This window comes from Pseudomonas sp. A25(2017) (assembly GCF_002001065.1).
Taxonomy (GTDB): domain Bacteria; phylum Pseudomonadota; class Gammaproteobacteria; order Pseudomonadales; family Pseudomonadaceae; genus Aquipseudomonas; species Aquipseudomonas kilonensis.
In genome coordinates this window covers 25,977-52,422 of the sequence record NZ_MUOA01000057.1, presented here as the reverse complement: position 1 = coordinate 52,422, position 26,446 = coordinate 25,977, and the positions used below count along the sequence as shown (strand labels likewise).

Genomic DNA, 26,446 nt, shown 5'->3' with positions numbered 1-26,446 from the left:
GAGCAAGCCCGCTCCCACAGGGGACTTGTGGTGATTACCCACTTACAAGTCCACCGCTACCCCATTGTGGGAGCGAGCCTGCTCGCGATGGCGGCGGGTCAGTTGGCATCGGTGCTGGATGCTAGGCCGCTTTCGCGGGCCTCCTTCAGCGTAACGGCCATTTTCTGCTGCAACTCACTTTGCGAAAATGGCTTGTGCAGGACCGGGCACCCGGCGTATTCGGCTGGCAGTCCGCTGGCGCCGTATCCGGTGCTGAACAGGAAGGGAATCTTGCGACCGTGAAGAATGTCGGCCACCGGGAAGACCCGCTCGCCCGCCAGGTTGACGTCCAGGATCGCCAGGTCAACCTGCGCCGAGCCAGCGACTTCACATGCTGCAGCGAGCCGCGCGACCGACGCCACCACCTCGCATCCGAATTCCTCCAGCATCTCTTCGATCAACAGGGCAATCGCGCCTTCGTCCTCGACGACCAGCACCCTGACGCCAGCAAATGGGGTCATGCCCCTGTCATCCCAATCAGGAACGAAAAGCGGCAGCAAACGCCTTGCGGAGCGTAGGTGAGGTCGAACTGGCCGGCCAAGTCGCGCTCGATGCAGCGCTGCATCAAGCGTGAACCGAGCCCTTCCCGTTCCGGCGGTGACACCGGTGGCCCTCCTTGTTCGCGCCAGTCGAGGGTCAGCAACGTTCCGTCCGCCTGGGCTTGCAGCTGCCAAGTGACGGCAAGCGTCCCGGTCTCGACCGACATTGCCCCATATTTCAGCGCGTTGATCGCCAATTCATTGAGGGTCATCGTAAGGTTGAGCGCCACGCGAGTGCCGACGTCCACAGAAGAGCCTTCAATCACGATGCGGCCAGGCTCATGCCCAAACACCGGCATCAGCACTTCGTGGGCCAGGGTGTCGAGCGGCGTCTGCCCCCAATGCCGTTTCGTCAAGAGATCGTGTGCCCGCGACAACGCCAGGAGTCTTGCCTCGAAACGCCTATAGCCTTCTTTCGCATCCTCGGCATTGCGCGCCGTCTGGGCTGCCAGCGATTGCACCGTGGCCAGGGTGTTCTTGACCCGGTGATTGAGTTCATCGATCAGCGTCTTCTGTCGATATTCCGCCTGTTTTCGCTCGGAGATGTCGACCAGCATGTTGATGGCGCCCACCAGGTTTCCATCGGCATCATGCAAAGGCGTGGGATAAGGCGTGAACGGAACACGGCTACCGTCCGGCCGTTCTGCAACGGCCTCGACGCCGCGTATCGGCCGGTTTTCCTTCAGGGCCACCGCCATCGGGCATTGATCGTGGGGTAGCGCGGTGCCGTCCGTGTTGAACAGTTTCCAGGTCACGCACCACATGTCGCCCAACTGAGGCATGCGCCCGGACAGTTCGACAGCGGCGCGATTGTAGAAGGTGATGCGGCCATCGGCGTCGGTGGTGTACACCGCGGCAGGCAACGCCTCGAGCAGATTGCGCATGTGCCGTTCGCTTTCACGGATCTGGTTTTCCATCCGCCGCGCCAGCGTGACGTCCTGCAGCACTCGCACGCCATAACGAAACGTACCGCTGGCGTCCCTCACCGACGAGCTATGGATGTCGAGGTAAACCACCTCGCCATCGGGCTTCAGGGCGCGCTTGCGCAGCACGTAGTTATCCAGCTCACCGGCCACCTGGCGGGCGTACAACCCCGCGTCCTGCGGGATGCAATCCGGGTGGGTATAGTCCAGGAATGTCATCGACAGGAGCTCTTCCCGCGACCGGCCCAGCATGTTGCACAGGGCGTCGTTCACCCGGAGTAAGCGCCCATCCATATCGACCTCGGAAATCCCGATGGTCACCGCCTCATAGGTCGCCGAAAGCCGGTCATCGCTCTCCTGGCGCGCCGCCTCCGCCGCGTGAACGCAGCTCCTGTCGAGGGTGAAGCAGCGTGTATTGAAGAGTTTTCCGTCCTCGAACCGGCCATTCGAAGTGATCGTGACATGCTTGATCGAGCCATCCTTGGCCCTCAGTCGCGCCGGATAGCTTTGCAGGCAGTCGCCGCTGCCCAACTTGGTGAGGATGTCACCAATGACCGGCTCGTCGACATGAAACTCGGTGATGTGTCGCCCGATGTATTCGTCTGCCGGATAACCCAGCAGCGCCAGCTCCGCCTTGTTGGCGCGCAGGATGATGCCCTCGCCACTGACGATATGCAGGCCCACGGCGCTGTTTTCGAAAAAGTCTTCCAGGTCGGCACTCTTGCGCCGAAGTTCCTCGGCCATGGCATGGTGCGCCGAAACATCCTGGAAGCAGTTGATCACCCCTTGAATGACGCCCCGCCAATCCCTGAGGGCGCGGATATTCATCAGCGCCACGAACCGCGAGCCATCCGGGCGCTGGATGAGCACTTCCTGATTGCGCGAGGCAATGCCGGTATCGAGTGCCGAGGCCGTCGGACAGTGTTCGAACGCCAGCGGCGTACCGTCGGTCAGGAACAGCCGATGGGCGCCGCAGAAACGGTCAGCGTTCTCTCCAAGTGCTGGCGCCCTTCCCCACAGCTCGGCCGCCTCGCTGTTGTACCTGACGAGCCACCCCTGGCGATCACAGAGGTACACGGCACCGGGGATGGCATCGAGTGCGCTCGTCCCCATCGCGATCAAGCTTTCGTACTCGCTTGGCGCACGCGTTTCCCTGGGTAGCTCTTCAATGTTCGACATCAGTCATCCTCAAACCGCCTGAATGGAGTCTAGATCCCTATTCACTGGGCGAGTTCAGGAAAACTTGACGTCACAGGCCGCGCGCCTCAAAACCTGAATAATGCCTGGGGTGCCTGGACCAATAACGCCTGCATCAGCGACGCCGAACATTCCAATGCGCGCAACTGCCCCATGACCGTTTCGAAACCGACATGTTCTTCATGCTGCGTGTGCGGCCAGTCGCTGCCCCACACCAGGCGCTCGGGGCCAAAGCTGTGTTCCAGCAACGTCAACGAGGCGCGGGCGAATTCATGATTCTGCGGCGCCGTTGCGCCCAATCGATAGATGCCGGACACCTTCATCCACAGGTGCCCGCCCTGTCCAAGCTCCATCAATTGGGCAAAGCCAGGTTGATCGAGGCCCAAACGCGCATCCGGGCGACCGAAGTGATCGACCACCAACGGGATGCCAAATGGCAACAGCTGATCAATCAGCCCCGGTAAGTCCATCAGGTTGGCGTGCAACTCGACATGCCAACCCAGTTCTGCGAGGTGCCCCAAGAAACCGTTCCAGGCAACGTCGCGAAAGTCAGGCAAGGCTTCGCCCATCAGGTTCAAGCGAACACCGACCACGCCCAACCGGGCCATGTCATCCAGCTCGGCGCGGCTGATATCTCGCGCCACCACCACGACCCCGCGCAATTGCGCTGGCGCCTGCCGCAGCGCGGCCAGCAAGTAGCGGTTATCGGTGCCAAGAAAACTCGGCTGCACCAGCACGCCATGGCTCAAGCCATGGGCGTGCAAGTGGCCCAGGTACTGGGCGAGCGTGGCGTCATAGTCGGGTGTGTAGCGCCGGACAGCGGCCAGTTCCAGCCCGCGGCTGAATACGTGGGCGTGACAGTCAATGCCGGTGATCGGCGTAGTACGGGTATCAACCATGGGTTTCATCTATCGAAAATAAGGAAAATCAGGCTCGGGCGCCCTGGCCGTCACTCTCCACCTCAGGCGCCGATGCAGCAGTGGCTTCCAGGCTGCGACCGCGGGTTTCCGGCAGGCAAAGCGCCGCGATCACCGCCACGCCGTAGGCAATCCCGGCGTCGATGCCAATGGCCGAGCCCAGGGACATGGAGTCACTCATGTGCCCGACCAGGAACGGGAACACCGCCGAGAGCACCCGGCCAAAGTTGTAGCAGAACCCCACGCCGGCGCCGCGGACATCCGCCGGGTACAGCTCGTTGAAAAACGCCCCGAGGCTCGCCGGAATGCCCGCCGCGAAGAAGCCGAGCGGGAAACCCAGGAACAGCATCTGGGTGTTGCTCAACGGCAGGAACACATAACACTGCACGGTCACCACGCAGCACAGCGCGAATAGCACGATGTTCTTGCGACGTCCGATACGATCGATCAACAAGCCACTGACCACGCAGCCGCACCAGAAAGCGAAGATGATCACCGCCAGGTAACCGCCGGAGTTGAGTACCGACAGGTTGCGCTCGGTCTTGAGGAAGGTCGGCAGCCAGGTCATCACCGCGTGGTAACCACCGTGTGCCCCCAGCCCCAGCAACCCGCCAAACAAGGTCACGCGGATCAGCTCGGGGCGAAAGATACCGCCCAGGGATTTGAAGAAGCTTTGCGGGATGACGTTTTCTTTTTTCAGGCGCTGGAAACTGTCGGGCTCTTCAACGTTGCGCCGCACCCAGATAATCAGGAACGACGGCAGCAGCCCCACGACGAACATCACCCGCCAGGCCATGTCTTGCGGCACAAGGGAGTAGATCAGCGTGAAGACGCCGACCGCCAGCCCCCAACCCACCGCCCAGGCGCTTTGTACCGTGCCCATGACCTTGCCGCGGTACTTGGGGTTGATGGTCTCGGCCATCAATACCGCACCAGCCGCCCACTCCCCGCCGATCCCAAAGCCCTGCAACGCCTTGACGATCAACAATTGGTGGAAACCGGTGACGAACGCCGACAGGAAGGTAAAGAACGAAAACCACAGGATCATCCACTGCAGCGTGCGCACCCGACCGTAGCGGTCCGACAGCGTCCCGCCGACCCAACCGCCAATGGCCGAAGTGACCAGGGTCACACCGCTGACCAGCCCGGCATCACCCTTGGTCAGGGCGAACGCGGCGATCAACGCCGGTATCGCCAGGCCGAACATCTGTACTTCCAGCGCGTCGAGCGACCATCCGCCGAAACAGGCCCAAAACGTTTTGCGCTCGCGCGCAGTGACTTGGCGATACCAACTGAACATGATTTTTATCCTTATGGCTGGAACGAAAGGCAGCCGAGAGCGAACCGCGCCGCTGCAAGGCCAGTCATGGCAAACAAAACGATAAGGGCTGCGGCGACCGACTCGCCGCTAGCCAGGTGGGGTCAGCGGATTTCCACGCGGTAGCGGAAATGCTCGGCGTGCCCGCGTGAGCGTCGCCACTCAAGGGGGTTGCCGGCGTAGTCCCGCGCCAGACGCTCGATCACCACCACCGGGCTGTTGACCGGTACTTGCAGCAATCGCGCGTACACCTCGTTCACCGATTCGGCGGTGAGAGTTTCTTCGGCATAGGCGACCACCTGACCGCAGGTTTCTTCATAGATGGGATAAAGCAGCGGTCCCTTTTGACTCAGGTCGATCTCGAGCAAGGGTTGGAAACGGTTGCGGGGCAGCCAGATTTCTTCGGCAAGCACCGGCGCAACTTCCAGCAGACGCACCCGCACGATGCGAATCACCGGCGCATCCGCCGGCAACCCCAGCGCCTGGGCCACCGCAGAAGGCGCGGCCACCGGTTCCACGGACAGGATCCGGCTCTCGGGAACCCGGCGTTCGCCTGAAGCGCTTTGAAAGCGGAAAAACCGGAACAGCGACGATTGAAACTGCGGCCGGCGAATGAAGGTGCCACGCCCCTGCTGGCGCTCCAGGACGCCCTCGCTGACCAGCGCATCGATGGCCTTGCGCACCGTGCCGGTAGACAACTGGTATTCGGCTGAAAGTGCCGCCTCAGTAGGAATCGCCTCCCCCGGACGCCAGCGGTTATTGGCGATCTGCTCAGCCAATTGATCGCGTAAACGTTGATACAGCGGCAGGCGGGCATCACTGGAGAGAGATTTCATTGACCTTATTCACCTTGTTATCTAGTCATATATATGAATATGGATGCGAGTATTTGCTCAAGGTCGATTGATTGTCAAGAATGCCTGGGCTAGCTGGCTGACGAATGGCCGACGGCAACGGTGGCAAGTGGTAGCCAGACCCGAACCTCGAACCCCTCCTCTCGGTCTTTTGCCGGAGACAACAGTTCGATTCGTCCATTGATCCCCTGCACAATCGTCTTGACGATCGCCAACCCCAATCCCGACCCACTGGTTTCGCTCTGGCCGCGCACGAAACGTTCGGTCAGGTGCTGCAGGACGGCCACCGGCACCACCGGTCCGGCATTGATCACCCGCAACAGCGCCTGGTCCGTGAGGGTGACTTCGATGGGTTGATCCATCGCACCGTACTTCAATGCGTTCTCGATCAGATTGCGCAACAGAATGCCAAAGGCATCCGGGTCGACGGTCGAATACACATGGGCCTGGGCAGGAAGTTGCAGCTCGATCTGACAGGTGTTGTTGTGCCGCCACTCATCCACCACGTGAGCCAATAATGGGACCAGGTCCTGGGGCGCTTGCGAGAGCAGTCCGCCCCCTTCAGCCTTGGCCAATTGCATGAGTTTTTCCGATAACCGGGCCAATTCGCGCAAAGCGCTTTCGATCTTTTTTGCACGCAAACGCAACGGACCTTCAGGGGCCTCCTGGTACAACCGCTGGACTTGCGCCAGTGTCGCGGCCAAGGGTGTACGCAGCTCATGTGCGCTATTGGCAGTGAAGCTGCGTTCGGCCTCCAGGGCCTTGCGCAAGCGCTCCAACAGGCGGTTTACCGCATCCGCCAAGGGGTTGATTTCTGCCGGCAGGCGCGACACCTTGATCGGCGACAGATCACCCACGCCACGGGCCTCTACCGCGTAACGATAGGCCAGCACGCTGCCCAGGCTCATGCGCACCAATAACCAGGTCCCCAACAGGCTGATGGGGACCAGCGCCAATAACGGCCACAACAAGGTAAACAAGGCCTGTCGTGCGGCCTCGCGGCGATGGCGCAACGGCTCGGCGACTTCGATGAATACCGTCTCACGCAGCGCACTGGCGCCATACAGACGGTACTTTCCAGTCGTGGAGAAACCTTCAATCGGATGTTTGCTGAATACCTTCGGGTTGGCATCGTGGGACTGCATCAGGACCTTGCCTGCAGCATCGCGCACCAGATAAGTCAGGTGCTCCTTGTGCATCTTCAGGGTGGCAACCTGTTGCACCTCCCCCGGGTTTTCCCGGTTGCTGATTTCCAGCACGGCCAGGGGGAGGATACGTTGGGCGGTCTCCTCAAGTGCGCTGTCAAAGGCCTCGTTCAGCTCATGTTGCACCCCGCGCCAAGTGCCGATTGTCGCCATCAGCCAGAGCAACGTCATGCCCAGCGTCAGTCCCAGGCCCAGACGTTTTTGCAGGCTGAAGGTCGTCTTCATGCCGACACCATCCGGTAACCCATGCCCCGCACGGTTTCAATCAGGTCGCGCCCGAGTTTCTTTCGCAATCGACTGATATAGACCTCGATCGTGTTGCTTTCAATTTCGGCGCCGAAGGCGTACAGCCGATCTTCGAGTTGCCCCTTGGACAGCAGCGCGCCGGGACGCTGGATGAATGCCTCCAACAGCGCCCATTCCCGGGCAGTGAGGTCCACGGCCATGCCGGCCCGATGCAACGTACGGGCCGTCATGTCGACGTGCAGCTCACCGAGCCTGATCTGGGGATTGGGGTTGCCGCTGTAACGACGGGCCACCGCAGCCACACGGGCCGACAGTTCAAACAGGTCGAAGGGTTTGACCAGGTAATCGTCGGCGCCGGCATTGAGGCCGGCGATTCGATCAGAGATCTGGTCCTGGGCCGTCAGGATGATCACCGCAGTCGCCTCACCTACGCTGCGTCGCTGGCGCAGGAAGTCCAGTCCTCGGCCGTCCGGCAACATCAAGTCAAGCAGGATCAGGTCATAAGCGGTCGTGCTCACGCTACTGCGTGCATGGGCAAGGTTCTGCACCCAATCAACGGCATGGCCGTCATCGGCGATCTGCTCGCGCACCGCCTCCCCCAACCTTGGCGAGTCCTCAACCAATAAAACCCGCATCGGGCAGCTCCTGTCATCGTGGTTTGCCGCACCTTAGCGGCCTTACCTGACGTGAATCTGAAGATTCAGCTGGCTGTCAGGAATGCACCGTAGGGTATGCCCACAACGAAGCCCCGGCAGGAGACAGATCATGAAATCAGGTTTTATCGCCAGCACTGCGCTGATAAGTGTGCTGGCCAACGGTTACGCCTTGGCCGATGACGACTGCAGCGAACCGGTCAACGACTGGCAACCACGGGAAACCCTGCGCCTGCAGGTGGAACAGCGGTACGGCTGGAAGGTGCAGCGCATCAAGGTCGACGACGGCTGCTACAAGCTCAAGGGCCTGGACCGCCAGGGCAATGTCATCGAAGCCCGCTACACACCAGCGTCGCTGCACCTGCGCGAGCTCGAGATCTACTTCCGGGACGATGACGATGCCAGCGCCTACCTCGCCCCTGCTCCCGCACCGTGACATTTCGACGCGTTGATCCTGCCATTCAGGTTGCTGTCAGCAAGCAGGTCCAGGCTCTCGCCCCAACGATCAAAAGGACACCTCCCATGAAAAAAATCATCGCTGCAATCTGCCTCGCCGGCGCCATCATCCTGCCGGGGCTGGCTCAAGCCCGTGAAGTAACCCTCACCACCCAGCTCAAGCGCTACAGCGGCAACGATGCGTACCTGGCGATCTACGTCACCGACGCCAGCGGCCAGTACCAGAAAACCCTCTGGGTGGCCGGCAAAAAGGCCAAGTACTACAAGCACCTGGCCGACTGGGCCCGTGGAAGCAAGCTGAGCCCCAGCGAGTACGACGGCGTCAGTGGCGCCAGCGTTGGCAGCGGCGACACCCTCAAAGTCAGCGTCGAGCTGGCAGACACCCTGATCGATGCCGGGTATCAGATCCGTATCGATAGCGCCGTCGAGGATAAGCGTGAAGCCCGGGCCGACGTCAGCGTGCCACTGACCAGCGAAGGCGCAGGCAAGCCGGCGGCCGGTAATACCTACGTCGAATCCTTTACCTACGATTTGTAGCACCTACCTGTTCGGAGGCCGAACATGCTTCGCCAGCTCCACTCCCTGCCCGGTCTGATCGCCGCCCTGCTGGTCATGCTCTTGGCCATCAGCGGCGCGATGTTGTCTGTCGATCCGGCCCTTGAACGCCTGAACAACACGTCCACTGCGATTGGGCAAGTCAATGTCGGCCAGTTGGCCGGACGCGTTGCCAGTCACTTTCCGGGCGTGGAGCAGATCCAGCGCACCGCGTCCGGGACCGTCATCGTCTACTTCAATCAGGACGGCCGGGTCGGGGCCGAAAAGGTCGACCCGCTGACCGGGCGAGGCCTGGCCCCGTACGAACCCTCCGCTTTCTCACGCTGGATGAAAGACCTGCACCGCTCGCTGTTTCTTGGTACGCCGGGCCACGGGGTGTCAGGCGTCGGCGCGCTGTTCATGCTGATGCTGTCGGTGTCCGGGGCGCTGTTGCTGGTCCGGCGGGTCGGCGGCTGGCGCAACCTGCTGCGGCCATTGCGGGGCGACTTCAGCCAGCGCTGGCACGCAGAGGTCGGTCGATTCGCGTTGCTTGGGCTGCTGTTATCGGCACTGAGCGGGCTCTACATGTGCGCCACGACCTTCGACTTCATCGCCGATGGCAGTCAGAGCGAACCTGCATTCCCCGACCACATCAGCGCGGGCTCGGCCTCGCCCGTGGCGAGCCTGCAAGCTTTGCAGGCCACCGATCTGACTGATCTGCGCGAGCTCGTCTACCCCAGCCCGAATAATCCGCAAGACGTGTTTTCCCTGCGCACGGCCCAGGGCGACGGCTACGTGGACCCGGTCAGCGGCGCCCTGTTGTCCTATCAAGCTCACGACTCGATGCGCAACGTCTACGAGTTGATCTATCAGTTGCACACCGGTGAAGGGCTCTGGTGGCTGGGCCTGTTGCTGGGCCTCTGTGCCCTCGGCGTGCCAGTGATGAGCATCACCGGCATCCTGATCTGGTGGCGTCGCCGCCAGGCCGGGCCGAATATCCGCCACAACAGCGCAGCACAATCCGCCGACACCGTTATCCTGGTCGGCAGCGAAACCAACAGCACCTGGGGCTTTGCCAACACCTTGCATGAAGCCTTGCATCAAGCCGGCCACCGCGTTCACAGCGCGGCAATGAATCAATACGCCAACGACTACGGCAACGCTCAACGCGTGTTCATCCTCACCGCGACCCACGGTGACGGCAATGCCCCGGCCTCGGCTTCGCAGTTCCTGGCACGGCTGGCCGAAGCCGGCCTGAAACCTGGCCAGCCGTTTGCCGTGCTGGGTTTTGGCGACCGGCTGTTTGCGCAGTTCTGTCAGTTTGCCCATCAGGTACAGGAAGCCTTGTTGCAGGCTGGTGGCACGCCGTTGATCGGACTGGAAACCATCAACCGCCAGTCATCCCAGGAATTTGCTCGCTGGGGCCACGCCGTGGGTGAGGTGCTGGGGCAAGACCTGACGCTGATCCACACCGCACAGCCGCCCCGCACCCATCAACTGATCCTGGTCGAGCGCATTGCCTATGGTGAACAAGTCGGCGCGCCCACCCACGTGCTGCGGTTCAAAGCCTCAGGGACATTACCGGCCTTTGAAGCCGGTGATCTGGTCGGCATCCTGCCCCCTGACAACCCCCTCCCTCGGTTCTACTCGCTGGCCAGCAGCTCACAGGACGGCGTGCTGGAGATCTGCGTACGCAAACACAAAGGAGGTCTGTGCTCATCATTCCTTCACAGCCTGGAGATCGGGGCGACCATCGACGCCTTTATCCAACCGAATCCACAATTTCGCCCAGCGTCGGGGGCGTACCCAGTGATTCTGATCGGCGCCGGTACCGGCATCGGCCCGCTAGCCGGTTTTATCCGGAACAACAAGGCCCACCACCCCATGCATTTGTATTGGGGTGGGCGAAACCCGGCCTCGGACTTCCTCTACGAAACCGAGCTCAACCATTACCTGGCTGACCGGCGCCTGACGGCGTTGCACGCGGCCTTTTCCCAGGTCATGGACCGTTCCTACGTGCAAGACCGGCTGATCAGCGACGCCCTGATGTTGCGTCGGCTGATCGAAAAAGGCGCCCAGGTACTGGTTTGCGGCGGTCGCGAGATGGCCAAGGGCGTGATGCTGGCGCTGGATGAAGTGCTGGCTCCCCTCAACCTGAATGTGCTGACCCTCAAGGCACAGGGACGCTACCGTGAAGATGTCTACTGAATGGCGACGCTACAGCCTGAACGGCGAAACCATGGGCACGCGCTACACCGCTCTGTTCTACGCCCTGGCCGAACCCGATATCCCCGCAATCAGCCACGCCCTGGCAAGTGCCGTGGCCCGGGTGGACCAGCAAATGTCGACCTGGAAGGCCGATTCGGAGCTCAATCGCCTCAACAACGCACCTTTGCAAGCATGGATAGCCGTGCCCGAGGAACTGACCACGGTATTGTCTGCTGCGCTGCGCGTCAGCCGGCAATCGGGCGGCGCCTTCGACATCGCCGTTGGTGATCTGGTAGACGCCTGGGGCTTCGGCCCCGGCGAGCTGTCCATCACCGAACCGGCGCTCGATGGGTTGCCTGCGCCCACTCGACGCTCGACTTGTGCAGCGCTGGTCGTTGATTCACAACGCAACCAGGTGCGCAAACAGGCACCGCTTAACCTCAACTTGAACGGCATTGCCAAAGGTTTTGGTGTCGATGAGTTGGCCCGCTGCCTGGACAGGTTTGGCATCACACGCTACCTGGTAGGCATCGACGGCGAGATGCGCGCGCGCGGCAGCAAACCTGATGGGCAGCCTTGGGTCGTGGCCATGGAAAAACCCCGTCGGGGCGTGCGTGAGGTCATGGGGGTGATGGAACTCAGCGACGCCGCCATCGCCACCTCCGGGGATTACCGACATTGGGTCGACGTCAGGGGGCAGTCCTACGCCCACACGATGAACCCAGCCACCGGCGCCCCCCTGTGCAACCCGCTCGCAGCCGTCACGGTGGTGTCGACTTCATGCATGCTCGCCGACGCCTGGGCCACAGCGCTGATGGTACTGGGCGAAACCCAAGGCCCCCGCCTGGCACAAGAACGCGGGATGGACGCATTGTTCGTCGTGCGCGACGGTTTGCAGCTCAAGGAAATATCCATAGTCGGCGGACAGTTGCAGGCTCAGGTTCAAACGCGCTGACGCCGACGCTCGGGGGTTGAGTCAGAAGAACAACCACTCACGCACCAGCCGGAGAAGGTCATCATGCACCCGCCTCACAGCGCAAACCTTGCAGCCATGTGCTGAGGGAGTGCAGCGTCCGGTGTTGCACCTGAACGCTGCCCCCTGTGGGAGCAAAGCTTGCTCGCGATAGGGCCAAAACAGCTGAACGCAATTAACAACGTTTAACTCGCGCGCGCGCGTCCCATGCCCAAGAATGAAGCTCTTGTCTTCCTGGCGCGAAAGCCCTCCTTCGCCCGCCCAATGTCACATGGAAATGAAGCATGTTGCCTGCACCACACCACTCAACCGTCGCCCTGAAACCGCTCTGGCTGCTTGCCCTGCTCACCGGCAGCGCCGCACCGGCGATGGCAGCGGAACTCGCGCAAAACACGCCTGGCTTTCTCGACGGGGCAACGCTGCAAGTCCTCAGCCGCAACTTCTACCTTAACAATGACTATCGCACCCCGACCCCGGCAGGCAAAAGCTACAAACAGGAATGGGCCCAGGGCTTCATCGCCTCGTTCGAGTCCGGCTTCACCCCCGGCACGATCGGCGTAGGCATCGATGCCCACGGGTTCCTGGGGTTGAAACTGGACGGCGGCAAAGGGCATTCCGGAACGGGATTATTGCCGCTGGATGAGAACGGGCGAAGCGAGGACCATTACTCCAGCGCCGGCGGCGCGCTGAAATTCAACACCTCACGCACCACCCTGGCGGTCGGCGAAATGACTGTGCAGAGCCCGGTATTCGATACCGCCGACAAGCGCCTGCAACCCGAATACGCCAGCGGCCTGCTGCTCTCCAGCCGCGAGTTCGAAGGGGTCGACCTGCAGGCGGGCCACTTCAGTGCGTTCAAGAATCAGGACGCCTCGACCAGCAAGGGTGATTTTTCCGGGTATGGGGCGACGACGCGCCACGGCGCCATCGACTTCATCGGCGCCGACCTGCTCACCGGCCAAGCCCTGGGCGGCGCGCTCTACACCTCCGAACTGAGCGATACATGGCGCCAGTACTATGCCAACCTGCATGCCACCCTTGGCGAACTGTTCCTCGACGGCAACCTGTACCACACCCGCGACGATGGCAAGGCCATAGCCGGGGCCATCGACACCACAGCCTATAGCCTGAGCGGCAAGTACCGGCTCAATGCCCAGGCGTTCACCCTGGCCTATCAGAAAATCAACGGCGACACGCCCTTCGATTTCGTCGGCGGCGACTCCATCTACCTGGCCAACTCGATCAAATATGCCGACTTCAACGGCCCCGGCGAGCGCTCGTGGCAAGCGCGCTACGACCTTGACCTGGGCACCTTGGGCATCCCCGGCCTGAGCTTCATGGCCCGCTATGTGACTGGGCGCGGGATCGACGGCAGCCATGCCCCCCAAGGCGGTGCCTACAACCCGTTCGATAGCGACACCGGTACTTACAGTCCGCAACAAGGCGCTGGCGGACGCCATTGGGAGCGAGACCTGGACCTGCACTACATCGTGCAGTCAGGCCCGGCCAAGGACCTGTCGTTGCAACTGTCCCACGTCACCCATCGCGCCAACAGCAGCCAGGGCGGCGATGACATCGACCGGCTGTATATCGTCGTCCAGTACCCACTCAAGCTGGGGCCGTTCTGACCCAGCCTCAATTGATGCCCAAAACTTTATCCGTTATGGCAGCGTCACCGGTTTAACCGCGACTGACCGAAGCCGGCCTGACGATCACTTCGCAATTCACCTTCAAGCCAGTCGAGCAGCGCGCTTACCTCAACCCGACCTTCCTCGCCCGGCCGGCTGAATACCGATATCGCGTCAGGCAAAGGAACGCTTTCTGCGCAAGGTCTCACCAACGCACCGCTCTCAAGCAGCCCTTGGGCGGTGCGCCGCCACCCCAACGCGATGCCATGCCCCTCGACCGCCGCCTGGAGCATCAATGGATAGCTATCGAACACCGAGCCCTTGGGAGCGTCGTCGAGCGACAGTCCAAACGCCTGGAACCAGGCACCCCACTGCATCCAATGAGGCGGCGTAGCGTGATAGTGCAAAAGGGTGTGGGACTTCAGGTCACGGACTTGCAACGTTTTGTGGGTACGCAGGTAATGAGGACTGCATACGGGAAACACTTCATCAGCGGCGGTAAACATCAAGCCATGGACGCCGCTGGGCCGTCCTGTGCTTTGCAGGGCCACGTCAAAATGCTCATTGAACTCAGTCAGCGGCCCGGTGGATGTGGCCACCTGGATCTCGATTTCCGGGTATCGCTGGTGGAACGTCGAGAGCCGCGGCATCAACCAATAGAACGCTTCGCATAATTGGCACAGCAAAACGACGCGGTTTTTACCTGGCGATTGACGAAGGCTGACAGCACTGGCACTGATACTTTGCAACGCGTTACTCACCACACGTCCCAACTCACGCCCTTGCTGGGTCAGGAAGACGGCGCGGTTACGACGGCAGAAAAGCTTCAGCCCCAAGTCCTCTTCGAGCCCTCGGATCTGCCGACTGATCGCCGCTTGGGTGATGTGCAGTTCCTCGGCGGCCTTGGAAAAACTTTCCAAGCGCGCAGCCGCTTCGAAGGGCAACAAGCTGGCAAGCGGCGGTAATGACTTTCCAAGGGTATTCATAATCAGAGGTAATGCATCCAGGGCCGAGAACTCGTTTGTAGCATAGCTGCGACGCTGTGCAACATGAGCTCAATGCCTTAAGGATATGCATGAATGCCCAATGCCTACTCGAACACCCTCGCCGGCGTGAGCCTTGCCGTCGTCGCGACGCTGAGCTGGGCGTTGAATTTCATTGCGCCTTACGTCGTCGGTGCCTACACGATCCACGATCTGATGATCATACGGTTCCTGATCGCCGGGGCGCTGGGTGTGGCTGTCGTGGTGGGCTATCGAACCCAGCTTCGGCGCCTGCGCCGCAGCCAACTGCTACTTGGCGCAAGCCTGGGGGTCATCGGGTACCTCGGTTACAGCAGTTGCATTGCCGCAGGCGTCATGTTTGCCGGGCCGGTACTGACCCCGGCGTTTATTGGCATGGTGCCGGTCTTGCAGGCACTGCTCGGCAACGCCACCCACAAAACCCTCCCATGGCGAAGGCTGGCGATACCGCTGGCTTTTTTAACGGGAGGGCTATTGCTGTCGAACCTCAGCAGCATCCAGCAGCCCCTGAGCGACGACGGTTCATGGTTGACGGGCGTGTTTTTCTCGATCGGTGCGGTGCTCCTGTGGCTCGTATTCAGTTGGTTGAACCAGGGCGCCTTGGTCAACCTGTCGGCCAGCGCTTCGGGGGCCTGGACCGGCCTCATGATGGTCGGCGCAGGGATCGGCACCTTGTGCTTGTTACCGGCGGCGCAAGCGTTTGATCTTCTCAAGCTGCCAAGCCTGGGTTTCAGTGTTTCCCTGGCGGGACACTTGTATACCTGGGGTCTTGTGATTGCGCTGATGTCGTCAGTCATCGGGGCCTGGGCCTGGAACGCGGCGTCCCGTCGCCTTCCCATGGTGCTTTCCGGGCAGTTGATATCCCTGGAATCACTATTTGCCACACTACTGGGCTTGTTGTTTCATCACCGGCTGCCAACGCTTCTAGAAGCGTCAGGTCTTGCTGGCGTGCTGGTGGGGGTGGTGATGGCAGTTCGTATCATTTTGACGTCCACTGTCCCTGATAGAAATGCCTCCTTCATCCGCTGATTACTTGCGCGTGGCCTTATCGGTCATCCGAGTGGCGCGGATGCTTGCCTCTTCAGCGGTACGTTGCGCCTGCTCGGCCATTATCTCGGCCTGCTCAGCCTTCCTGTAGGCCTCATCCGCCCTGAGTCTTGCCGTTGCGGCGTTATTTTCCGCCGACTCCAGTCGGGCATCCACTTCTTGGTGGACACCGGGGCCCGTCTGCTATTGGAAAGGGAAACCCTGCCCTTTGAAGAATTTGCACCGTTTCTACCGATCAAGCGCCCGGTGGCAGCGCTGCGACTTCTTTGACAGCCCTCTTTGCCCAAAGGTTGTCGCGATCCGCGCCTGGCAACCTTGTACAAAACAGGTACAAACCGATACTGAGCAGATTGCACTGACATCACTGTGATATCAATCATGACGGCGCATACTCCCGCTATCCTCAAGCAAGCGCCACTCCGGGAATGCTGAAAACAAAGCCAAGGACGTCCTGAGTAAAAGGGACACCGCGACTCCGAAAGGGTAAAGGCCATGTCGAACGATAAAGAAACCGGCGAACATTGCATAAATAGCACTATCGAACCCTGTCGCTCATCCTCCGAGTCCCCCTACTGGAACGGTCACCCCCCTCATCAAGACACCTCGCACGCCTCCCCTTCCCTGGACCCTCAGGTCAATGATGGAAATTGCCCCTCGATCAATAAGGCTGCTATTGCCAATATCCAGGTGGGTTCTACGACGCTGAATGAAGAGCTGATCACGGCGAGGAAACTCTGTCGCCAATCGAAGTCGGCAGTCGTTGCGATGTTCAGTGATGCACGAATGGGGCGTGCCATTTCCATCGACCAAGCGGATAAACTCGTCGACGATATAACCCGTTCAATCATGCGTCACCCAAGTGCTTTCATCAGTCTGGTCCGACTTAAAACGGCGACTGAATACACGTATATGCATTCAGTCGCCGTCAGCGCCCTGATGATTGCCGTGGCTCACCAGCTGGACTTTCCTGAAGAGCTTATTCATCAAGCTGGACTTGCGGGTTTATTGCATGACATTGGCAAGATGGCCATTCCCGGCATCATTATTAACAAGCCGGGAAAACTGACCGATGATGAATTCGCGGTCATTCGTCAACACCCGCGGCTAGGCGCGCAAATATTGCGAACCTCGGCACCGCTCTGCGAAGCGGTGATTGACGTGTGCCTGCATCATCACGAAAAAATGGACGGGTCTGGCTATCCAGATCGGTTGATCGGTGAGCAGATAAGCCTCTTCTCCCGCATGGCGGCCATTTGCGATGTCTATGACGCAGTCACATCGGAGCGCCCCTACAACGAAGCCTGGTCCCCCGCCGTTGCCATTCAAAAAATGTCGGGATGGAATCGACATTTCGATAAAACGGTATTCCAGGCCTTTGTAAAGTCAGTCGGTATTTATCCGGTTGGCTCCATTGTTCGCCTCAGCGGCGGCGCTATCGGCGTGGTCACTGAACAGAACCCGTGTTCGTTATTGAGCCCAAAAGTAAATACCTTCTTCTCCACCTCTTTAAACGCCTACGTCACCCCCTCGATCATCGACTTGAGTGAGCCGACCTCAAGCGAAAAGATCATTGAACGAATCACGGCAAAACAATACGGCTTCAAAAATACAGAAACATTGTGGAGCGAACTTCCCGCATAAAGCTGACACCTAGCGAAATAACCCAATTGCTGCCCCAGCTAAACGACGAATCGACCGAGGGTATGGCTTTAGCCGACAAAAAACAGGCGCGACGGGATAGTTCTTCTATGCTTGGTTCACCCAAAGGAGTTCATCCCTGTGCCCGAGCCCGAAGCCCGACTTCTACACGTGCACTCCCTCAAGGCTGCGTGCTCGAACTGCAGCGTGCTTGAACTGTGCCTGCCCATTGGCCTGACGGGTGGTGAAGTCGAGCGCCTCGACACGCTGATCGCCCAGCGGGTCAAGGTCAAGAAAGGCGCTGCGCTGTATCGCACCGGCGACCCTCTGCGCTCGTTGTATGCGGTGAGATTGGGTTTCTTCAAGACCAGCGTCCTTTCGGTAGACGGTCGCGAACAGGTCACCGGTTTCCAGATGCAAGGCGAAATGCTCGGCCTGGACGCTATCAGTACCGATCACTACGCCTGTAATGCCATTGCCCTGGAAGACAGCGAAGTCTGCCCGCTGCCTTTCAACCTCCTGGAAAAACTGGCCCACGACTTACCGTCGTTGCAGCACAACCTGAACAAGCTCCTGAGCCGGGAAATCGTGCGCGACCACAGCATGCTGTTGATGCTCGGCAACATGAACGCCGACGAACGCCTGGCGGCGTTTCTATTGAACCTATCCCAGCGGCTTAACATGCGCGGTTATTCCTCCAGGGAATTCGTGCTGCGCATGAGTCGCGAAGCCATCGGCTCCTACCTGGGCCTGCGCCTGGAAACCATCTGCCGGGGCATCGCCCACCTGCGCCAGGAGGAACTGGTGGACATGCATGGGCGCAATGTCACGATTCTGGATTTACCCGGTCTCAAGCAAAAAGTCGCCGGTTGCCATCGTCATGCGGAACTGTGATGCATCGTTGACGCTGCCGGCCGCCTTCGCGAGCAAGCTCGCTCCCACATGGGGTCGTGGCGGGCACAAGTCCGGCGATCACAGAAAATCCCCTGTAGGTGCGAGTCTGCAATCTGCCCTCCCTCAGTCCAGGCAAACCAAGCCCTGGAGCGCCGGACCGCGCAACGTGGCCGTACTCATCCCTTGACCGCCAGCACACTGCCCGGCACCGAGTACAAGGCGCGCTCTGTCGTGCTGCCAAGCAAACGCTCAAGACCGGCGCGATGCACAGTGCCCATCACCACCACGTCGGCCTCGAATTCGTCGATGAACGCCTGGATGACCGGCACCGGCAGGCCAACGACAAAGTGCCGACGTTCCGCCGGTACGCCACAGCGCTCGGCCAGGCTGATAAACGCCGCATGCAGCGATTCGCGCAGGGCGTCGGCAAAGTCGTCATCCCAAGCCCCGGCCAGCAACGAGGCTTCGCCATTGAAGGCCGGCGACAGGTCGCAGGCGTACAACAGATGCAACGAGGCGTCGCATTGCCGGGCCAGCGCGGTGGCCGTCTGGACGATACGCTCGTTCAACGCATTGGCCTCGGGGTCCGAGGGGTCCACCGCCGCCACCACCCGGCGCGGCAAGCCGTGTACCGCCTGGTTGACCAGATGCACCGGCACCGGACAATCGCGCAACAAATGACAGTCCAATGGCGTTGCGAACACGCGCTTGAGCAACGGTTCGAGGGTGACGTCCTTGATCAGCAGGTCAGGCTGGAACTGCTCGACGTAGCGCAGGATGTCCAGCAACGGATGAAGGGTCCACACCACGTGAGTCGTCACATCCAGGCCTTCCTCCCTGAGCAGCGCCGCCTCCTCCACCATCCAGCGGCGGTAGCGGTGCAGATAGCGCTGCACACTCGCTTCATCGATTTTTTCACCCCATAGGTGAGTGCGGGCCGGTGGCTGGACGAACGCGCACAAGTGCAGTGCTGCGCCGCTGGCCCGGGCCAGGGCACAGGCCCTGCGCATCGCTGCGCAGGGGTGCAGATCAGGTTCGACGATCAATAGCAGACGCTGGTATTGCCCCATCGCACACCTCCATCGAATTGCCCACACGAAATCCAGAACCTTGCACCGGCCTTTTCCGACGCGATCTTCAGCGTGCGCCCATCAAGGCCCCGGACGGTTTGATCTGAATCAAAGGCAAGACAATCGACGGACGGATACGCGGGCACTGATCCAGATCAGAATCGATCGCCGTGGCGGGCGTAGAACAGTATCGAATGCGCAGCTTTTTATCGCACCGCACGTGCACATCCGAGGGAGGATCGCACCATGCTCACTGTCAAAGACCACAACGAACGCGCCGCAGCCCTGTATGCCAGCATCAGTGGCAAACACTGGATCCAGGCACTCAAGGACGGCCGGCATGTCTTGATCCGCCCGCTCAGGGACCAGGATCGCCAGCGCGAATACGACTTCATCATGCGCCTGTCACCGGAGTCCCGGCACATGCGCTTCCTGGCGCAGATCAATGAGCCGGGTGCGGCGCTGCTCGATCAGTTGATGGACGTCGACTGCAAGACGCGCATGGCCTACATCGCCCTGGTCCATGACAACGGCGAGCTGATCGAGATCGGGGTCAGTCGCTATTGCGCGACCCAGGAACACGAATGCGAGAGTGCGGTGACGGTCGCCGACCCTTGGCAACACCTGGGGCTGGGGACGTTGTTGATGGAGCACCTGATCGACACCGCGCGTAAAAACGGCTATCGCCAGATGTACTCCGTCGATGCGGCCAGCAATGCCCCGATGCGGGACTTGGCCCATAGCCTGGGTTTTGAAACCCACAGCGATCCTGATGACACCCGGCAAGTCATCCACCGGCTCTACCTTTAGCGCCGCACGCTGCGCGAGGCCTTGGTATGGCCTCGCGCAGCGTTGATCCCGTCACGCTTGCGGCTTGATTGCCAACACGCTGCAAGGCGCCCGTTGCAGCAGGAGTTCGGCGGTAGTGCCCAGGCGCTTGTCCAGGCCACGATGCGCCGTGGTGCCCATGACGATGACATCGATCTGGTGATCGCTGGCGAAGGTGCAAATGCTGTTCAGCGGCGCCCCTTCGATGAAGTGGCGCTGCTGCGGTGCGACCCCATGCCGCTCGGCCAGGGACTCGAACACCTCATGTTGTGCCTGGCCCAATGCTTCGTAGAGCCCGGTGGCCAGGGGCAGCGCACCTACGCCCATGTCCGAGGCGTAGACCGCCGTCCAATCGAAGGCGTGCAGCAACTCGACCTGGGCGTTGCATTGCTCGGCCAGTTTGACCGCGGCGTCGACGATCCGGTCGTTGAACACCAGGTCCTGCTCCTCGCTGCGCAGCACATCGACAATCGCCAGGACCCGCCGAGGCCGGGGGTTACGCGAATCCGTGACCAGCTGCACTGGCACCGGGCAGTCGCGCAGCAAGCGCCAGTCCAGGGGTGTGAAAAACACCCGCTTCATCGCCGGTTCCGGCTGCGCGTCCTTGATGATCAACGCCATCGGCATCTCCTTGACGTATTGCTGCAAGGCTTGGAAGGCATCCTTGCTCCAAACCACCTCGCAGGTCACCTCGACGCCGTGCCGGCGCGCCAGTTCGGCCTGTTGCCACAGCCAATGCCGATGGGTTTCCAGATAGCCCTCACGCGCTTGCTTGACCTGCTCCGGGGCGAACAGACCGGCCACCGAGAGCAACTCCAGGTAGTCGAACGCCACGATGTGCAGGGGCAGGTCCAGCGCCAGGGCCAACTCGGTGGCGCGGTCGAACGCCGGCGTACGGATCATGGCGTCGGGCGCCACTAGCAACAAACGTTGAGTCTGGGACATGGAACACCTCGACACGTGGCGACAGCCACTTAAAGGATTGAGGGTTCCAGAATGGACGCCTGCCAGAAACAGGACTTGATCTTCATCAAACAGCCATCATTCATTCAGGCTGACAAACTCGGGAGCAACAGCCCCGCCCACATCGCCAGCGTGACCAGCACCTGGCCGGGAATCACATACCCGGCGAACCGTCGCCCGCCACTGAGCCAGGCGACGGCGCATTTGCTCAGGGAGTTGCTGCTCAGCGCCATCAGGACCGGCACGGCGATGCCGTCGAAGGGCAACAACCCGCCCTTGGCCAGGGAAGCGATAGAGGCCGTCGAGGCATGGGCGTCGAGCAACCCGCTGAAAATCGCGGTGACGGTCACCCCGGCCTGGCCAAACGCATCGAGCATTGCCGACGAGAGGACGGTGATAGCGGCCATCGCCAGCACCATCGTCAACGCCAGCTTGAGGCTGAAGGCACCGCCATGCTTGATGGGCTCATCGGCCCGCACCCTTGGCCGGGGAAACATCAGCACGCCGGCGTAGAGCAATACCATCAGCATCCCGCACACCAACGGCCCCCACATCCAACGCAGCAGCGCAGGGTCCACGGCCGCGAGGATCAGCCCCATTTGCGCCACCGTCGCCAGATTGGATAACACCGCCGCCGCGCTCACCACCTTGAGATTGATCGGCTCTTTGGCCGCGATACCGCCCATGGTCGCGACAGTCGCCGTGGCAGAAGCGAACCCCGAGGCAATCGCACTGAGGGCGTAGCCATAGCGGGTCCCCAGGGTTCGAACCGCGACATGCCCCAGCGCACCCACCGCCATCAGCATGACGGTGAGGGTGCACAGGTTGCGCAGGTTGATGGCGTCATAAGGCCCGAGGAATCGATCCGGCGCCAGCGGCAGCACGACCAGCGCGGCGATCAACAGCACCAGGCCATCGCGCAGCTCGGTGGCGGTCAATTGGTTGCGGGCAAAGTGGTGCAGAGCCTGGCGGCTGGCGAGCAGCCCGGCCATCACCACGCCAATCGCGGTCGCCAGGCCCGGGGCGCTCGCACAGAGCCCACCCAGTGCCAATACCGCGAATAACGCCACCTCGCTGGTAATCCCCGGGTCCTTATCGAGATTTCGCCAATAGGCCACGGTCACCAAGGCGCCCAGGGCAAGGGTCATGCCCCCCAGCAACAAGGGACCGCCCGCCTGGATCGCCAGGTAACCGAGCACCGACGTGATGGCGAAGGTGCGCAGGCCGGCGAAGTCGCGCCGGTCACCCTCGCCTTTGCGCCGTTCGCGTTCAAGCCCCACCAGCAGGCCGATTCCCAGCGCGGCGGCGGCATTGGCGAAGGCCAGGGTTTCAGTCATGGTTACGGCTCTCTGGCGCCCTGGGGCGACTGATCATGCTCAAACATAGCGCGATTGCCTCGCCGCCGCTGCCTTCGATGCAACGCTTTGAAGCGTGTTTGATGCAAATCAAGTTAGCGAGCTCCGTGGCGCTCATGATCGATGACAGACACCACGCCGCGCGAAACCTCGCCCGGCGCCAACAGGTCCTTGCCCGGGAGGTTTGTCATGTCTACGCAATCACGCTTGATGCTGGTCGTCTCGCCACTGATGGAACACAGCCCGGCGTTCGACCGGGCCGCCGCACTGGCCAAGGCCGAAGGCGCCGCGCTGCATATTGTCGCGTTTGACTACCTCGAAGGCCTGGCCACGGCCGGCCTGGTCAATGAGCAGGCACTGGAGCAGATGCGCCTGGGCTACATCGAGCGCCATCGGCAGTGGCTGGAGGAACAGGCCAGGCCCCTGCGCAAACTTGGTATCGAGGTCACGACAGAAGTGACGTGGGTCGAGCGCCCCTTGCAGGAGATCCTGGTCCACCTCAAGGAAGCGCCGATGGATGCGCTGATCAAGTCGGTGGACCCCGAGTCGTGGTTTTCCCGCCTGATGTTCACGCCGCTGGACGTGCATCTGCTGCGCGAATGCGAAGTACCGCTGCACTTCGTCAACAAGGTTACCCACGCCCGCCCGCGCAAGATCCTGGCGGCCATCGACCCGTTTCATCAGGACGGCCGCTACGAAGGCCTCAATGAGCGGATACTGAGCGAAGCCAACAAACTGGCCAGTAGCTGCGACGCGACGCTGGAAGTCATCTACGCCTATGACCTTTCGTCCATTACCGCCGCTGAATACGGTTTTGGCAACGGTTCGATGTTCTTCTCCTCGACCCTGGCCCGCCAGCTCTACGAGTCCCAGGGCGCCGCCTTCGATGCCCTGGCCGAACGCAATGGCATCGCCGCGGACCAGCGACGCATGATCATGGGTGACCCGGCCAAGGTGCTGGCGAGCTACGCCGCGTCCCATGACATTGATGTCATCGTCATGGGCCGCGTGCGCTACGGCAGCCTGGACAAGCTGATCGGCAGCACCGTCGAAGGCCTGCTGTACAAGATGCCCTGCAGCGTGTGGGTGATTGCGCCGCAGCAAGTTGGCTGAGGCGGACCTGCGCCGATGGCCTGCAGAACAACCGCTCCGCACCCACAGGAACGCGGCTGATGAACCGACCGAGCAACATACCAGCGGCGCACCCGACAACGCCCTCGCAGAGCCTGGCCTGGTACACGTTGCCCGCCGAACAGGCGCTCAAACACCTGGGTGTCGATGAGCAAGCCGGGCTGGACATCGCCGAAGTCCAGGCCCGGCTTGAACGTACGGGTTTCAACCGGTTGTCAGCGTCAGCCCGGCGGCCAGCGTGGCGGCGATTTCTGCTGCAGTTTCATAACATCCTGATTTATGTGCTGCTCGGTTCCGCTGCCATCACCGCAACGCTGCAGCACCTGTGGGACACGGTGGTCATTCTCGCTGTCGTGGTGGCCAATGCGATCATTGGCTATGTCCAGGAAGGCAAGGCCGAGCAGGCCATGGATGCCATCCGCAACATGCTGGCGCCCCGTGCAACGGTGATACGTGCCGGCGAACGCCTGGGCATCGCAGGCGAGGAACTGGTACCCGGCGATATCGTCTTGCTGGAGGCCGGCGACAAAGTCCCGGCGGATCTGCGCCTGCTGCATGCCAATCGGCTCCAGGTCCAGGAAGCCATCCTGACCGGAGAGTCCGCTCCGGCTGAAAAAAATACCGAACCGGTGCGCATCGAAGCAGCCCTGGGTGATCGTGCCTGCATGGCCTTCAGTGGCACCCTGGTGACCTGCGGACAAGCAACAGGGGTCGTTGTCGCCACGGCAACCTCGACTGAAATCGGGCGCATCAGCAACCTGCTGTCGGCAGTGGAGCCACTGACAACACCCCTGATACAGCAAATGGACGTCTTCGCCCGCTGGCTGACGCTATTGATTTTGCTGATCGCCGGCCTGCTACTCGCTTATGGTCACTTTGTCGGGCATTACGTCTTCACCGAGATCTTCATGGTCGTGGTGGGCATGTCGGTCGCGGCCATACCCGAGGGGTTGCCCGCCGTACTCACCATCACCCTGGCGGTGGGCGTGCGGGCGATGGCCCATCGCAACGCCATCGTTCGGCGCCTGCCGGCCATCGAAACCCTGGGTTCGGTATCAGTCATCTGCACGGACAAGACCGGCACCCTCACCCGTAACGAGATGATGGTGGCATCCGTCGTCACCAGTGACCTGACCTTCACGGTCGACGGTGTCGGCTACCAGCCTTCGGGCAACATGAACCTTGCCGATCAGTTGATCGATACCTCCCATCACCCGGTGCTGGCCGAACTGGGGCGCGCGACCAGCCTTTGCAATGACGCAAGCTTGAGGCAGCACGAAGACGCCTGGAAAGTCGAAGGGGATCCCATGGAAGGCGCATTGCTGGTGTTTTGCGCCAAGGCCGGCATCAACGGCGCAGAGGAACGCGGCACCTGGGCCCGCACCGATGCCATTCCGTTCGACGCCAAACACCGCTTCATGGCGACGCTGCATCACAACCATGACCGGCAAGCGGCGATTTATGTCAAAGGCGCGCCAGAGCAGATTCTGACCATGTGCACGCGCCAGCGTAGCAGCACGGGGGCAACGGCCCCGCTCGATGCCGACTATTGGCACACGCAGGCCAATGCCATCGCCGGCAAAGGCCAGCGCGTGTTGGCGCTCGCCGTCAGGTCAGTCCCGCCCGAACACACCCTCCTGGAATTTGCCGATGTGCAAGGGACACTGACCTTGCTGGGCCTGGTCGGGATGATCGACCCGCCCCGCCCGGAAACGATCCAGGCGATCAAGCAATGCCAGGCGGCCGGCATTGTCGTGAAAATGATCACCGGCGACCACGCCGGCACCGCCTGCGCCATCGCTGATCAGATCGGCCTGGACAACCCCGACAAGGTCCTGACCGGCAACGACCTGGACGCCATGAACGATGCCACCCTCAGGGAATCGCTCAAGCAAGTGAACATCTTCGCGCGTACCAGCCCCGAACATAAGCTGCGGCTGGTGACGTTGCTGCAACTCAACGGCATGACCGTGGCCATGACCGGCGACGGCGTCAACGACGCGCCAGCGCTCAAGCGCGCAGATGCCGGCATCGCCATGGGCGGCAAAGGCAGTGAAGCGGCCAAGGAAGCCGCGGACCTGGTACTGGCGGACGATAACTTCGCCTCCATCGTGGCCGCTGTACGTGAAGGCCGGACGGTCTATGACAACATCAAGAAAGTGCTGAGTTGGACGTTACCCACCAACGCGGGCGAGACAATGACCCTGATTGTCGCGCTGCTGTTTGGCCTTACATTGCCAGTCACGGCGATACAGATCCTGTGGATCAACCTGATTACCGCCATCACGCTGGGTATCGCGCTGGCGTTCGAACCGACCGAAGACAACACCATGCGCAGGCCACCGCGCTCACGACAGGAACCGTTGATCAGCGGCGCACTGGTCTGGCATATGGTGCTGGTTTCCATTCTGTTCCTGTGCGGTGTCTACGGTATCTTTACCTATGCCCTGGACCGAGGCTACTCCGTCGAACTGGCCCGCACCCTGGCGGTGAACACCTTGGTCGTGATGGAAATTTTCCACCTGTTCTTTATCCGCAATCTCTACGGCACGTCGCTGACCTGGAAGGGCCTTCGGGGTACGAAGGTTGTGTGGGCGACCATCGCGGTGGTGACCGTCGCTCAGTTCGCCATCACCTACGCGCCGCCGCTGCAAACCGTGTTCGCGACCCAAGCGGTCCCCTTCATGGACGGACTGCTGATCATCGCGGTGGGCGTTGCGCTGTTCGCCATCATCGAAATTGAAAAACAGCTTCGACTGCGTTTAACCGAGTCCGATCGTCAACCGTGACGATCACTCCCCTGCCCAC

Annotated in this window: 22 protein-coding genes and 1 pseudogene; 11 read left to right on the top strand and 12 right to left on the bottom strand. The window is 61.3% G+C overall.

Translation table 11 applies throughout. The annotated features are described in order from the left end of the window. Window positions 1-98: 98 nt before the first annotated feature. The 7 genes from B0E42_RS11625 to B0E42_RS11595 form a co-directional block, all read right to left on the bottom strand. Entirely contained in the window at window positions 99-500 is a 402-nt protein-coding gene (locus B0E42_RS11625; RefSeq protein WP_077506426.1) for a response regulator, read from the bottom strand. Then, window positions 497-2,680 carry a PAS domain S-box protein gene (locus tag B0E42_RS11620; RefSeq protein WP_077506425.1) on the bottom strand — a complete coding sequence of 728 codons (2,184 nt, stop codon included), beginning with the start codon at window positions 2,678-2,680 and terminating at the stop codon, window positions 497-499. Before B0E42_RS11620 ends, B0E42_RS11625 begins: the two co-directional genes overlap by 4 nt. Before the next feature lie 86 nt (window positions 2,681-2,766). After that, the gene (locus B0E42_RS11615; RefSeq protein WP_077506424.1) at window positions 2,767-3,597 is read right to left on the bottom strand and encodes an amidohydrolase; all 831 of its coding nucleotides are present in this window, start codon (window positions 3,595-3,597) and stop codon (window positions 2,767-2,769) included. 28 nt (window positions 3,598-3,625) lie between these two features. Then, on the bottom strand, window positions 3,626-4,915 hold the full coding sequence (locus B0E42_RS11610) for an MFS transporter (RefSeq protein ID WP_018602158.1): 1,290 nt from the start codon (window positions 4,913-4,915) through the stop codon (window positions 3,626-3,628). 122 nt (window positions 4,916-5,037) lie between these two features. Further along, window positions 5,038-5,769, bottom strand: coding sequence for a GntR family transcriptional regulator (locus B0E42_RS11605; protein WP_077506423.1), 732 nt, complete (start codon window positions 5,767-5,769; stop codon window positions 5,038-5,040). An 89-nt stretch (window positions 5,770-5,858) separates the two neighbouring features. Continuing rightward, complete coding sequence (locus B0E42_RS11600; RefSeq protein WP_077506422.1) at window positions 5,859-7,217, bottom strand: ATP-binding protein; 1,359 nt, start codon at window positions 7,215-7,217, stop codon at window positions 5,859-5,861. Beyond that, window positions 7,214-7,873: a response regulator transcription factor gene (locus tag B0E42_RS11595; RefSeq protein ID WP_077506421.1), complete on the bottom strand. Its 660-nt coding sequence runs from the start codon at window positions 7,871-7,873 to the stop codon at window positions 7,214-7,216. Before B0E42_RS11595 ends, B0E42_RS11600 begins: the two co-directional genes overlap by 4 nt. A gap of 130 nt (window positions 7,874-8,003) precedes the next feature. On the opposite strand from B0E42_RS11595, the gene B0E42_RS11590 reads away from it, so the two are divergent. From B0E42_RS11590 to B0E42_RS11570, 5 genes are all read left to right on the top strand, one after another. After that, window positions 8,004-8,327, top strand: coding sequence for a PepSY domain-containing protein (locus B0E42_RS11590; protein ID WP_046062249.1), 324 nt, complete (start codon window positions 8,004-8,006; stop codon window positions 8,325-8,327). An 86-nt stretch (window positions 8,328-8,413) separates the two neighbouring features. Beyond that, a complete protein-coding gene (locus B0E42_RS11585) occupies window positions 8,414-8,884 on the top strand; it encodes a DUF2271 domain-containing protein (protein ID WP_077506420.1) in 471 nt (156 codons plus the stop codon). A gap of 24 nt (window positions 8,885-8,908) precedes the next feature. After that, window positions 8,909-11,089 (top strand): PepSY domain-containing protein, encoded by a 2,181-nt coding sequence (locus tag B0E42_RS11580; protein WP_077506419.1) that lies wholly within the window; start codon window positions 8,909-8,911, stop codon window positions 11,087-11,089. Further along, window positions 11,079-12,044, top strand: a complete 966-nt coding sequence (locus B0E42_RS11575; RefSeq protein ID WP_077506418.1) for an FAD:protein FMN transferase — start codon at window positions 11,079-11,081, stop codon at window positions 12,042-12,044. The genes B0E42_RS11580 and B0E42_RS11575 overlap by 11 nt, the downstream gene beginning before the upstream one ends. A gap of 302 nt (window positions 12,045-12,346) precedes the next feature. Next, window positions 12,347-13,690, top strand: a complete 1,344-nt coding sequence (locus tag B0E42_RS11570) for an OprD family porin (protein ID WP_077506417.1) — start codon at window positions 12,347-12,349, stop codon at window positions 13,688-13,690. Window positions 13,691-13,734: 44 nt separating this feature from the next. Here the strand turns inward: B0E42_RS11570 and B0E42_RS11565 are convergent, their stop codons facing one another. Then, a complete protein-coding gene (locus B0E42_RS11565; protein WP_077506416.1) occupies window positions 13,735-14,676 on the bottom strand; it encodes a LysR substrate-binding domain-containing protein in 942 nt (313 codons plus the stop codon). 93 nt (window positions 14,677-14,769) lie between these two features. On the opposite strand from B0E42_RS11565, the gene B0E42_RS11560 reads away from it, so the two are divergent. Continuing rightward, entirely contained in the window at window positions 14,770-15,741 is a 972-nt protein-coding gene (locus B0E42_RS11560) for a DMT family transporter (protein ID WP_077506415.1), read from the top strand. Here the strand turns inward: B0E42_RS11560 and B0E42_RS11555 are convergent. Then, window positions 15,742-15,921 (bottom strand): annotated as a pseudogene (locus B0E42_RS11555) (Lpp/OprI family alanine-zipper lipoprotein); the annotation flags it as partial. A 330-nt stretch (window positions 15,922-16,251) separates the two neighbouring features. On the opposite strand from B0E42_RS11555, the gene B0E42_RS11550 reads away from it, so the two are divergent. Both B0E42_RS11550 and fnr read left to right on the top strand, forming a co-directional pair. After that, a complete protein-coding gene (locus tag B0E42_RS11550; protein WP_077506414.1) occupies window positions 16,252-17,400 on the top strand; it encodes an HD-GYP domain-containing protein in 1,149 nt (382 codons plus the stop codon). 138 nt (window positions 17,401-17,538) lie between these two features. Further along, complete coding sequence (gene fnr, locus B0E42_RS11545) at window positions 17,539-18,291, top strand: fumarate/nitrate reduction transcriptional regulator Fnr (RefSeq protein WP_077506413.1); 753 nt, start codon at window positions 17,539-17,541, stop codon at window positions 18,289-18,291. A 176-nt stretch (window positions 18,292-18,467) separates the two neighbouring features. Here fnr and B0E42_RS11540 read toward each other — a convergent pair whose 3' ends face one another. Continuing rightward, window positions 18,468-19,361, bottom strand: coding sequence for a universal stress protein (locus B0E42_RS11540; RefSeq protein WP_053179278.1), 894 nt, complete (start codon window positions 19,359-19,361; stop codon window positions 18,468-18,470). Window positions 19,362-19,607: 246 nt separating this feature from the next. Here B0E42_RS11540 and B0E42_RS11535 point away from each other — a divergent pair, with 246 nt between their 5' ends. Continuing rightward, window positions 19,608-20,171, top strand: a complete 564-nt coding sequence (locus B0E42_RS11535; RefSeq protein WP_018602132.1) for a GNAT family N-acetyltransferase — start codon at window positions 19,608-19,610, stop codon at window positions 20,169-20,171. Between the two features lie 51 nt (window positions 20,172-20,222). Here the strand turns inward: B0E42_RS11535 and B0E42_RS11530 are convergent, their stop codons facing one another. Both B0E42_RS11530 and B0E42_RS11525 read right to left on the bottom strand, forming a co-directional pair. Continuing rightward, window positions 20,223-21,134, bottom strand: coding sequence for a universal stress protein (locus B0E42_RS11530; protein ID WP_077506412.1), 912 nt, complete (start codon window positions 21,132-21,134; stop codon window positions 20,223-20,225). Between the two features lie 104 nt (window positions 21,135-21,238). Beyond that, the gene (locus B0E42_RS11525; protein WP_077506411.1) at window positions 21,239-22,489 is read right to left on the bottom strand and encodes a DUF4010 domain-containing protein; all 1,251 of its coding nucleotides are present in this window, start codon (window positions 22,487-22,489) and stop codon (window positions 21,239-21,241) included. Window positions 22,490-22,696: 207 nt separating this feature from the next. Here B0E42_RS11525 and B0E42_RS11520 point away from each other — a divergent pair, with 207 nt between their 5' ends. Then, the gene (locus B0E42_RS11520; RefSeq protein ID WP_018602123.1) at window positions 22,697-23,620 is read left to right on the top strand and encodes a universal stress protein; all 924 of its coding nucleotides are present in this window, start codon (window positions 22,697-22,699) and stop codon (window positions 23,618-23,620) included. Between the two features lie 59 nt (window positions 23,621-23,679). Further along, entirely contained in the window at window positions 23,680-26,427 is a 2,748-nt protein-coding gene (locus B0E42_RS11515; RefSeq protein ID WP_077506410.1) for a cation-transporting P-type ATPase, read from the top strand. Window positions 26,428-26,446: the final 19 nt, after the last annotated feature.

What these genes read in the sequence shown, in the direction of transcription:
- B0E42_RS11625 (WP_077506426.1), bottom strand. Translation starts at nt 500, where the DNA reads ATGACCCCATTTGCTGGCGTCAGGGTGCTGGTCGTCGAGGACGAAGGC.
- B0E42_RS11620 (WP_077506425.1), bottom strand. Translation starts at nt 2,680, where the DNA reads ATGTCGAACATTGAAGAGCTACCCAGGGAAACGCGTGCGCCAAGCGAG.
- B0E42_RS11615 (WP_077506424.1), bottom strand. Translation starts at nt 3,597, where the DNA reads ATGGTTGATACCCGTACTACGCCGATCACCGGCATTGACTGTCACGCC.
- B0E42_RS11610 (WP_018602158.1), bottom strand. Translation starts at nt 4,915, where the DNA reads ATGTTCAGTTGGTATCGCCAAGTCACTGCGCGCGAGCGCAAAACGTTT.
- B0E42_RS11605 (WP_077506423.1), bottom strand. Translation starts at nt 5,769, where the DNA reads ATGAAATCTCTCTCCAGTGATGCCCGCCTGCCGCTGTATCAACGTTTA.
- B0E42_RS11600 (WP_077506422.1), bottom strand. Translation starts at nt 7,217, where the DNA reads ATGAAGACGACCTTCAGCCTGCAAAAACGTCTGGGCCTGGGACTGACG.
- B0E42_RS11595 (WP_077506421.1), bottom strand. Translation starts at nt 7,873, where the DNA reads ATGCGGGTTTTATTGGTTGAGGACTCGCCAAGGTTGGGGGAGGCGGTG.
- B0E42_RS11590 (WP_046062249.1), top strand. Translation starts at nt 8,004, where the DNA reads ATGAAATCAGGTTTTATCGCCAGCACTGCGCTGATAAGTGTGCTGGCC.
- B0E42_RS11585 (WP_077506420.1), top strand. Translation starts at nt 8,414, where the DNA reads ATGAAAAAAATCATCGCTGCAATCTGCCTCGCCGGCGCCATCATCCTG.
- B0E42_RS11580 (WP_077506419.1), top strand. Translation starts at nt 8,909, where the DNA reads ATGCTTCGCCAGCTCCACTCCCTGCCCGGTCTGATCGCCGCCCTGCTG.
- B0E42_RS11575 (WP_077506418.1), top strand. Translation starts at nt 11,079, where the DNA reads ATGTCTACTGAATGGCGACGCTACAGCCTGAACGGCGAAACCATGGGC.
- B0E42_RS11570 (WP_077506417.1), top strand. Translation starts at nt 12,347, where the DNA reads ATGTTGCCTGCACCACACCACTCAACCGTCGCCCTGAAACCGCTCTGG.
- B0E42_RS11565 (WP_077506416.1), bottom strand. Translation starts at nt 14,676, where the DNA reads ATGAATACCCTTGGAAAGTCATTACCGCCGCTTGCCAGCTTGTTGCCC.
- B0E42_RS11560 (WP_077506415.1), top strand. Translation starts at nt 14,770, where the DNA reads ATGCCCAATGCCTACTCGAACACCCTCGCCGGCGTGAGCCTTGCCGTC.
- B0E42_RS11550 (WP_077506414.1), top strand. Translation starts at nt 16,252, where the DNA reads ATGTCGAACGATAAAGAAACCGGCGAACATTGCATAAATAGCACTATC.
- B0E42_RS11540 (WP_053179278.1), bottom strand. Translation starts at nt 19,361, where the DNA reads ATGGGGCAATACCAGCGTCTGCTATTGATCGTCGAACCTGATCTGCAC.
- B0E42_RS11535 (WP_018602132.1), top strand. Translation starts at nt 19,608, where the DNA reads ATGCTCACTGTCAAAGACCACAACGAACGCGCCGCAGCCCTGTATGCC.
- B0E42_RS11530 (WP_077506412.1), bottom strand. Translation starts at nt 21,134, where the DNA reads ATGTCCCAGACTCAACGTTTGTTGCTAGTGGCGCCCGACGCCATGATC.
- B0E42_RS11525 (WP_077506411.1), bottom strand. Translation starts at nt 22,489, where the DNA reads ATGACTGAAACCCTGGCCTTCGCCAATGCCGCCGCCGCGCTGGGAATC.
- B0E42_RS11520 (WP_018602123.1), top strand. Translation starts at nt 22,697, where the DNA reads ATGTCTACGCAATCACGCTTGATGCTGGTCGTCTCGCCACTGATGGAA.
- B0E42_RS11515 (WP_077506410.1), top strand. Translation starts at nt 23,680, where the DNA reads ATGAACCGACCGAGCAACATACCAGCGGCGCACCCGACAACGCCCTCG.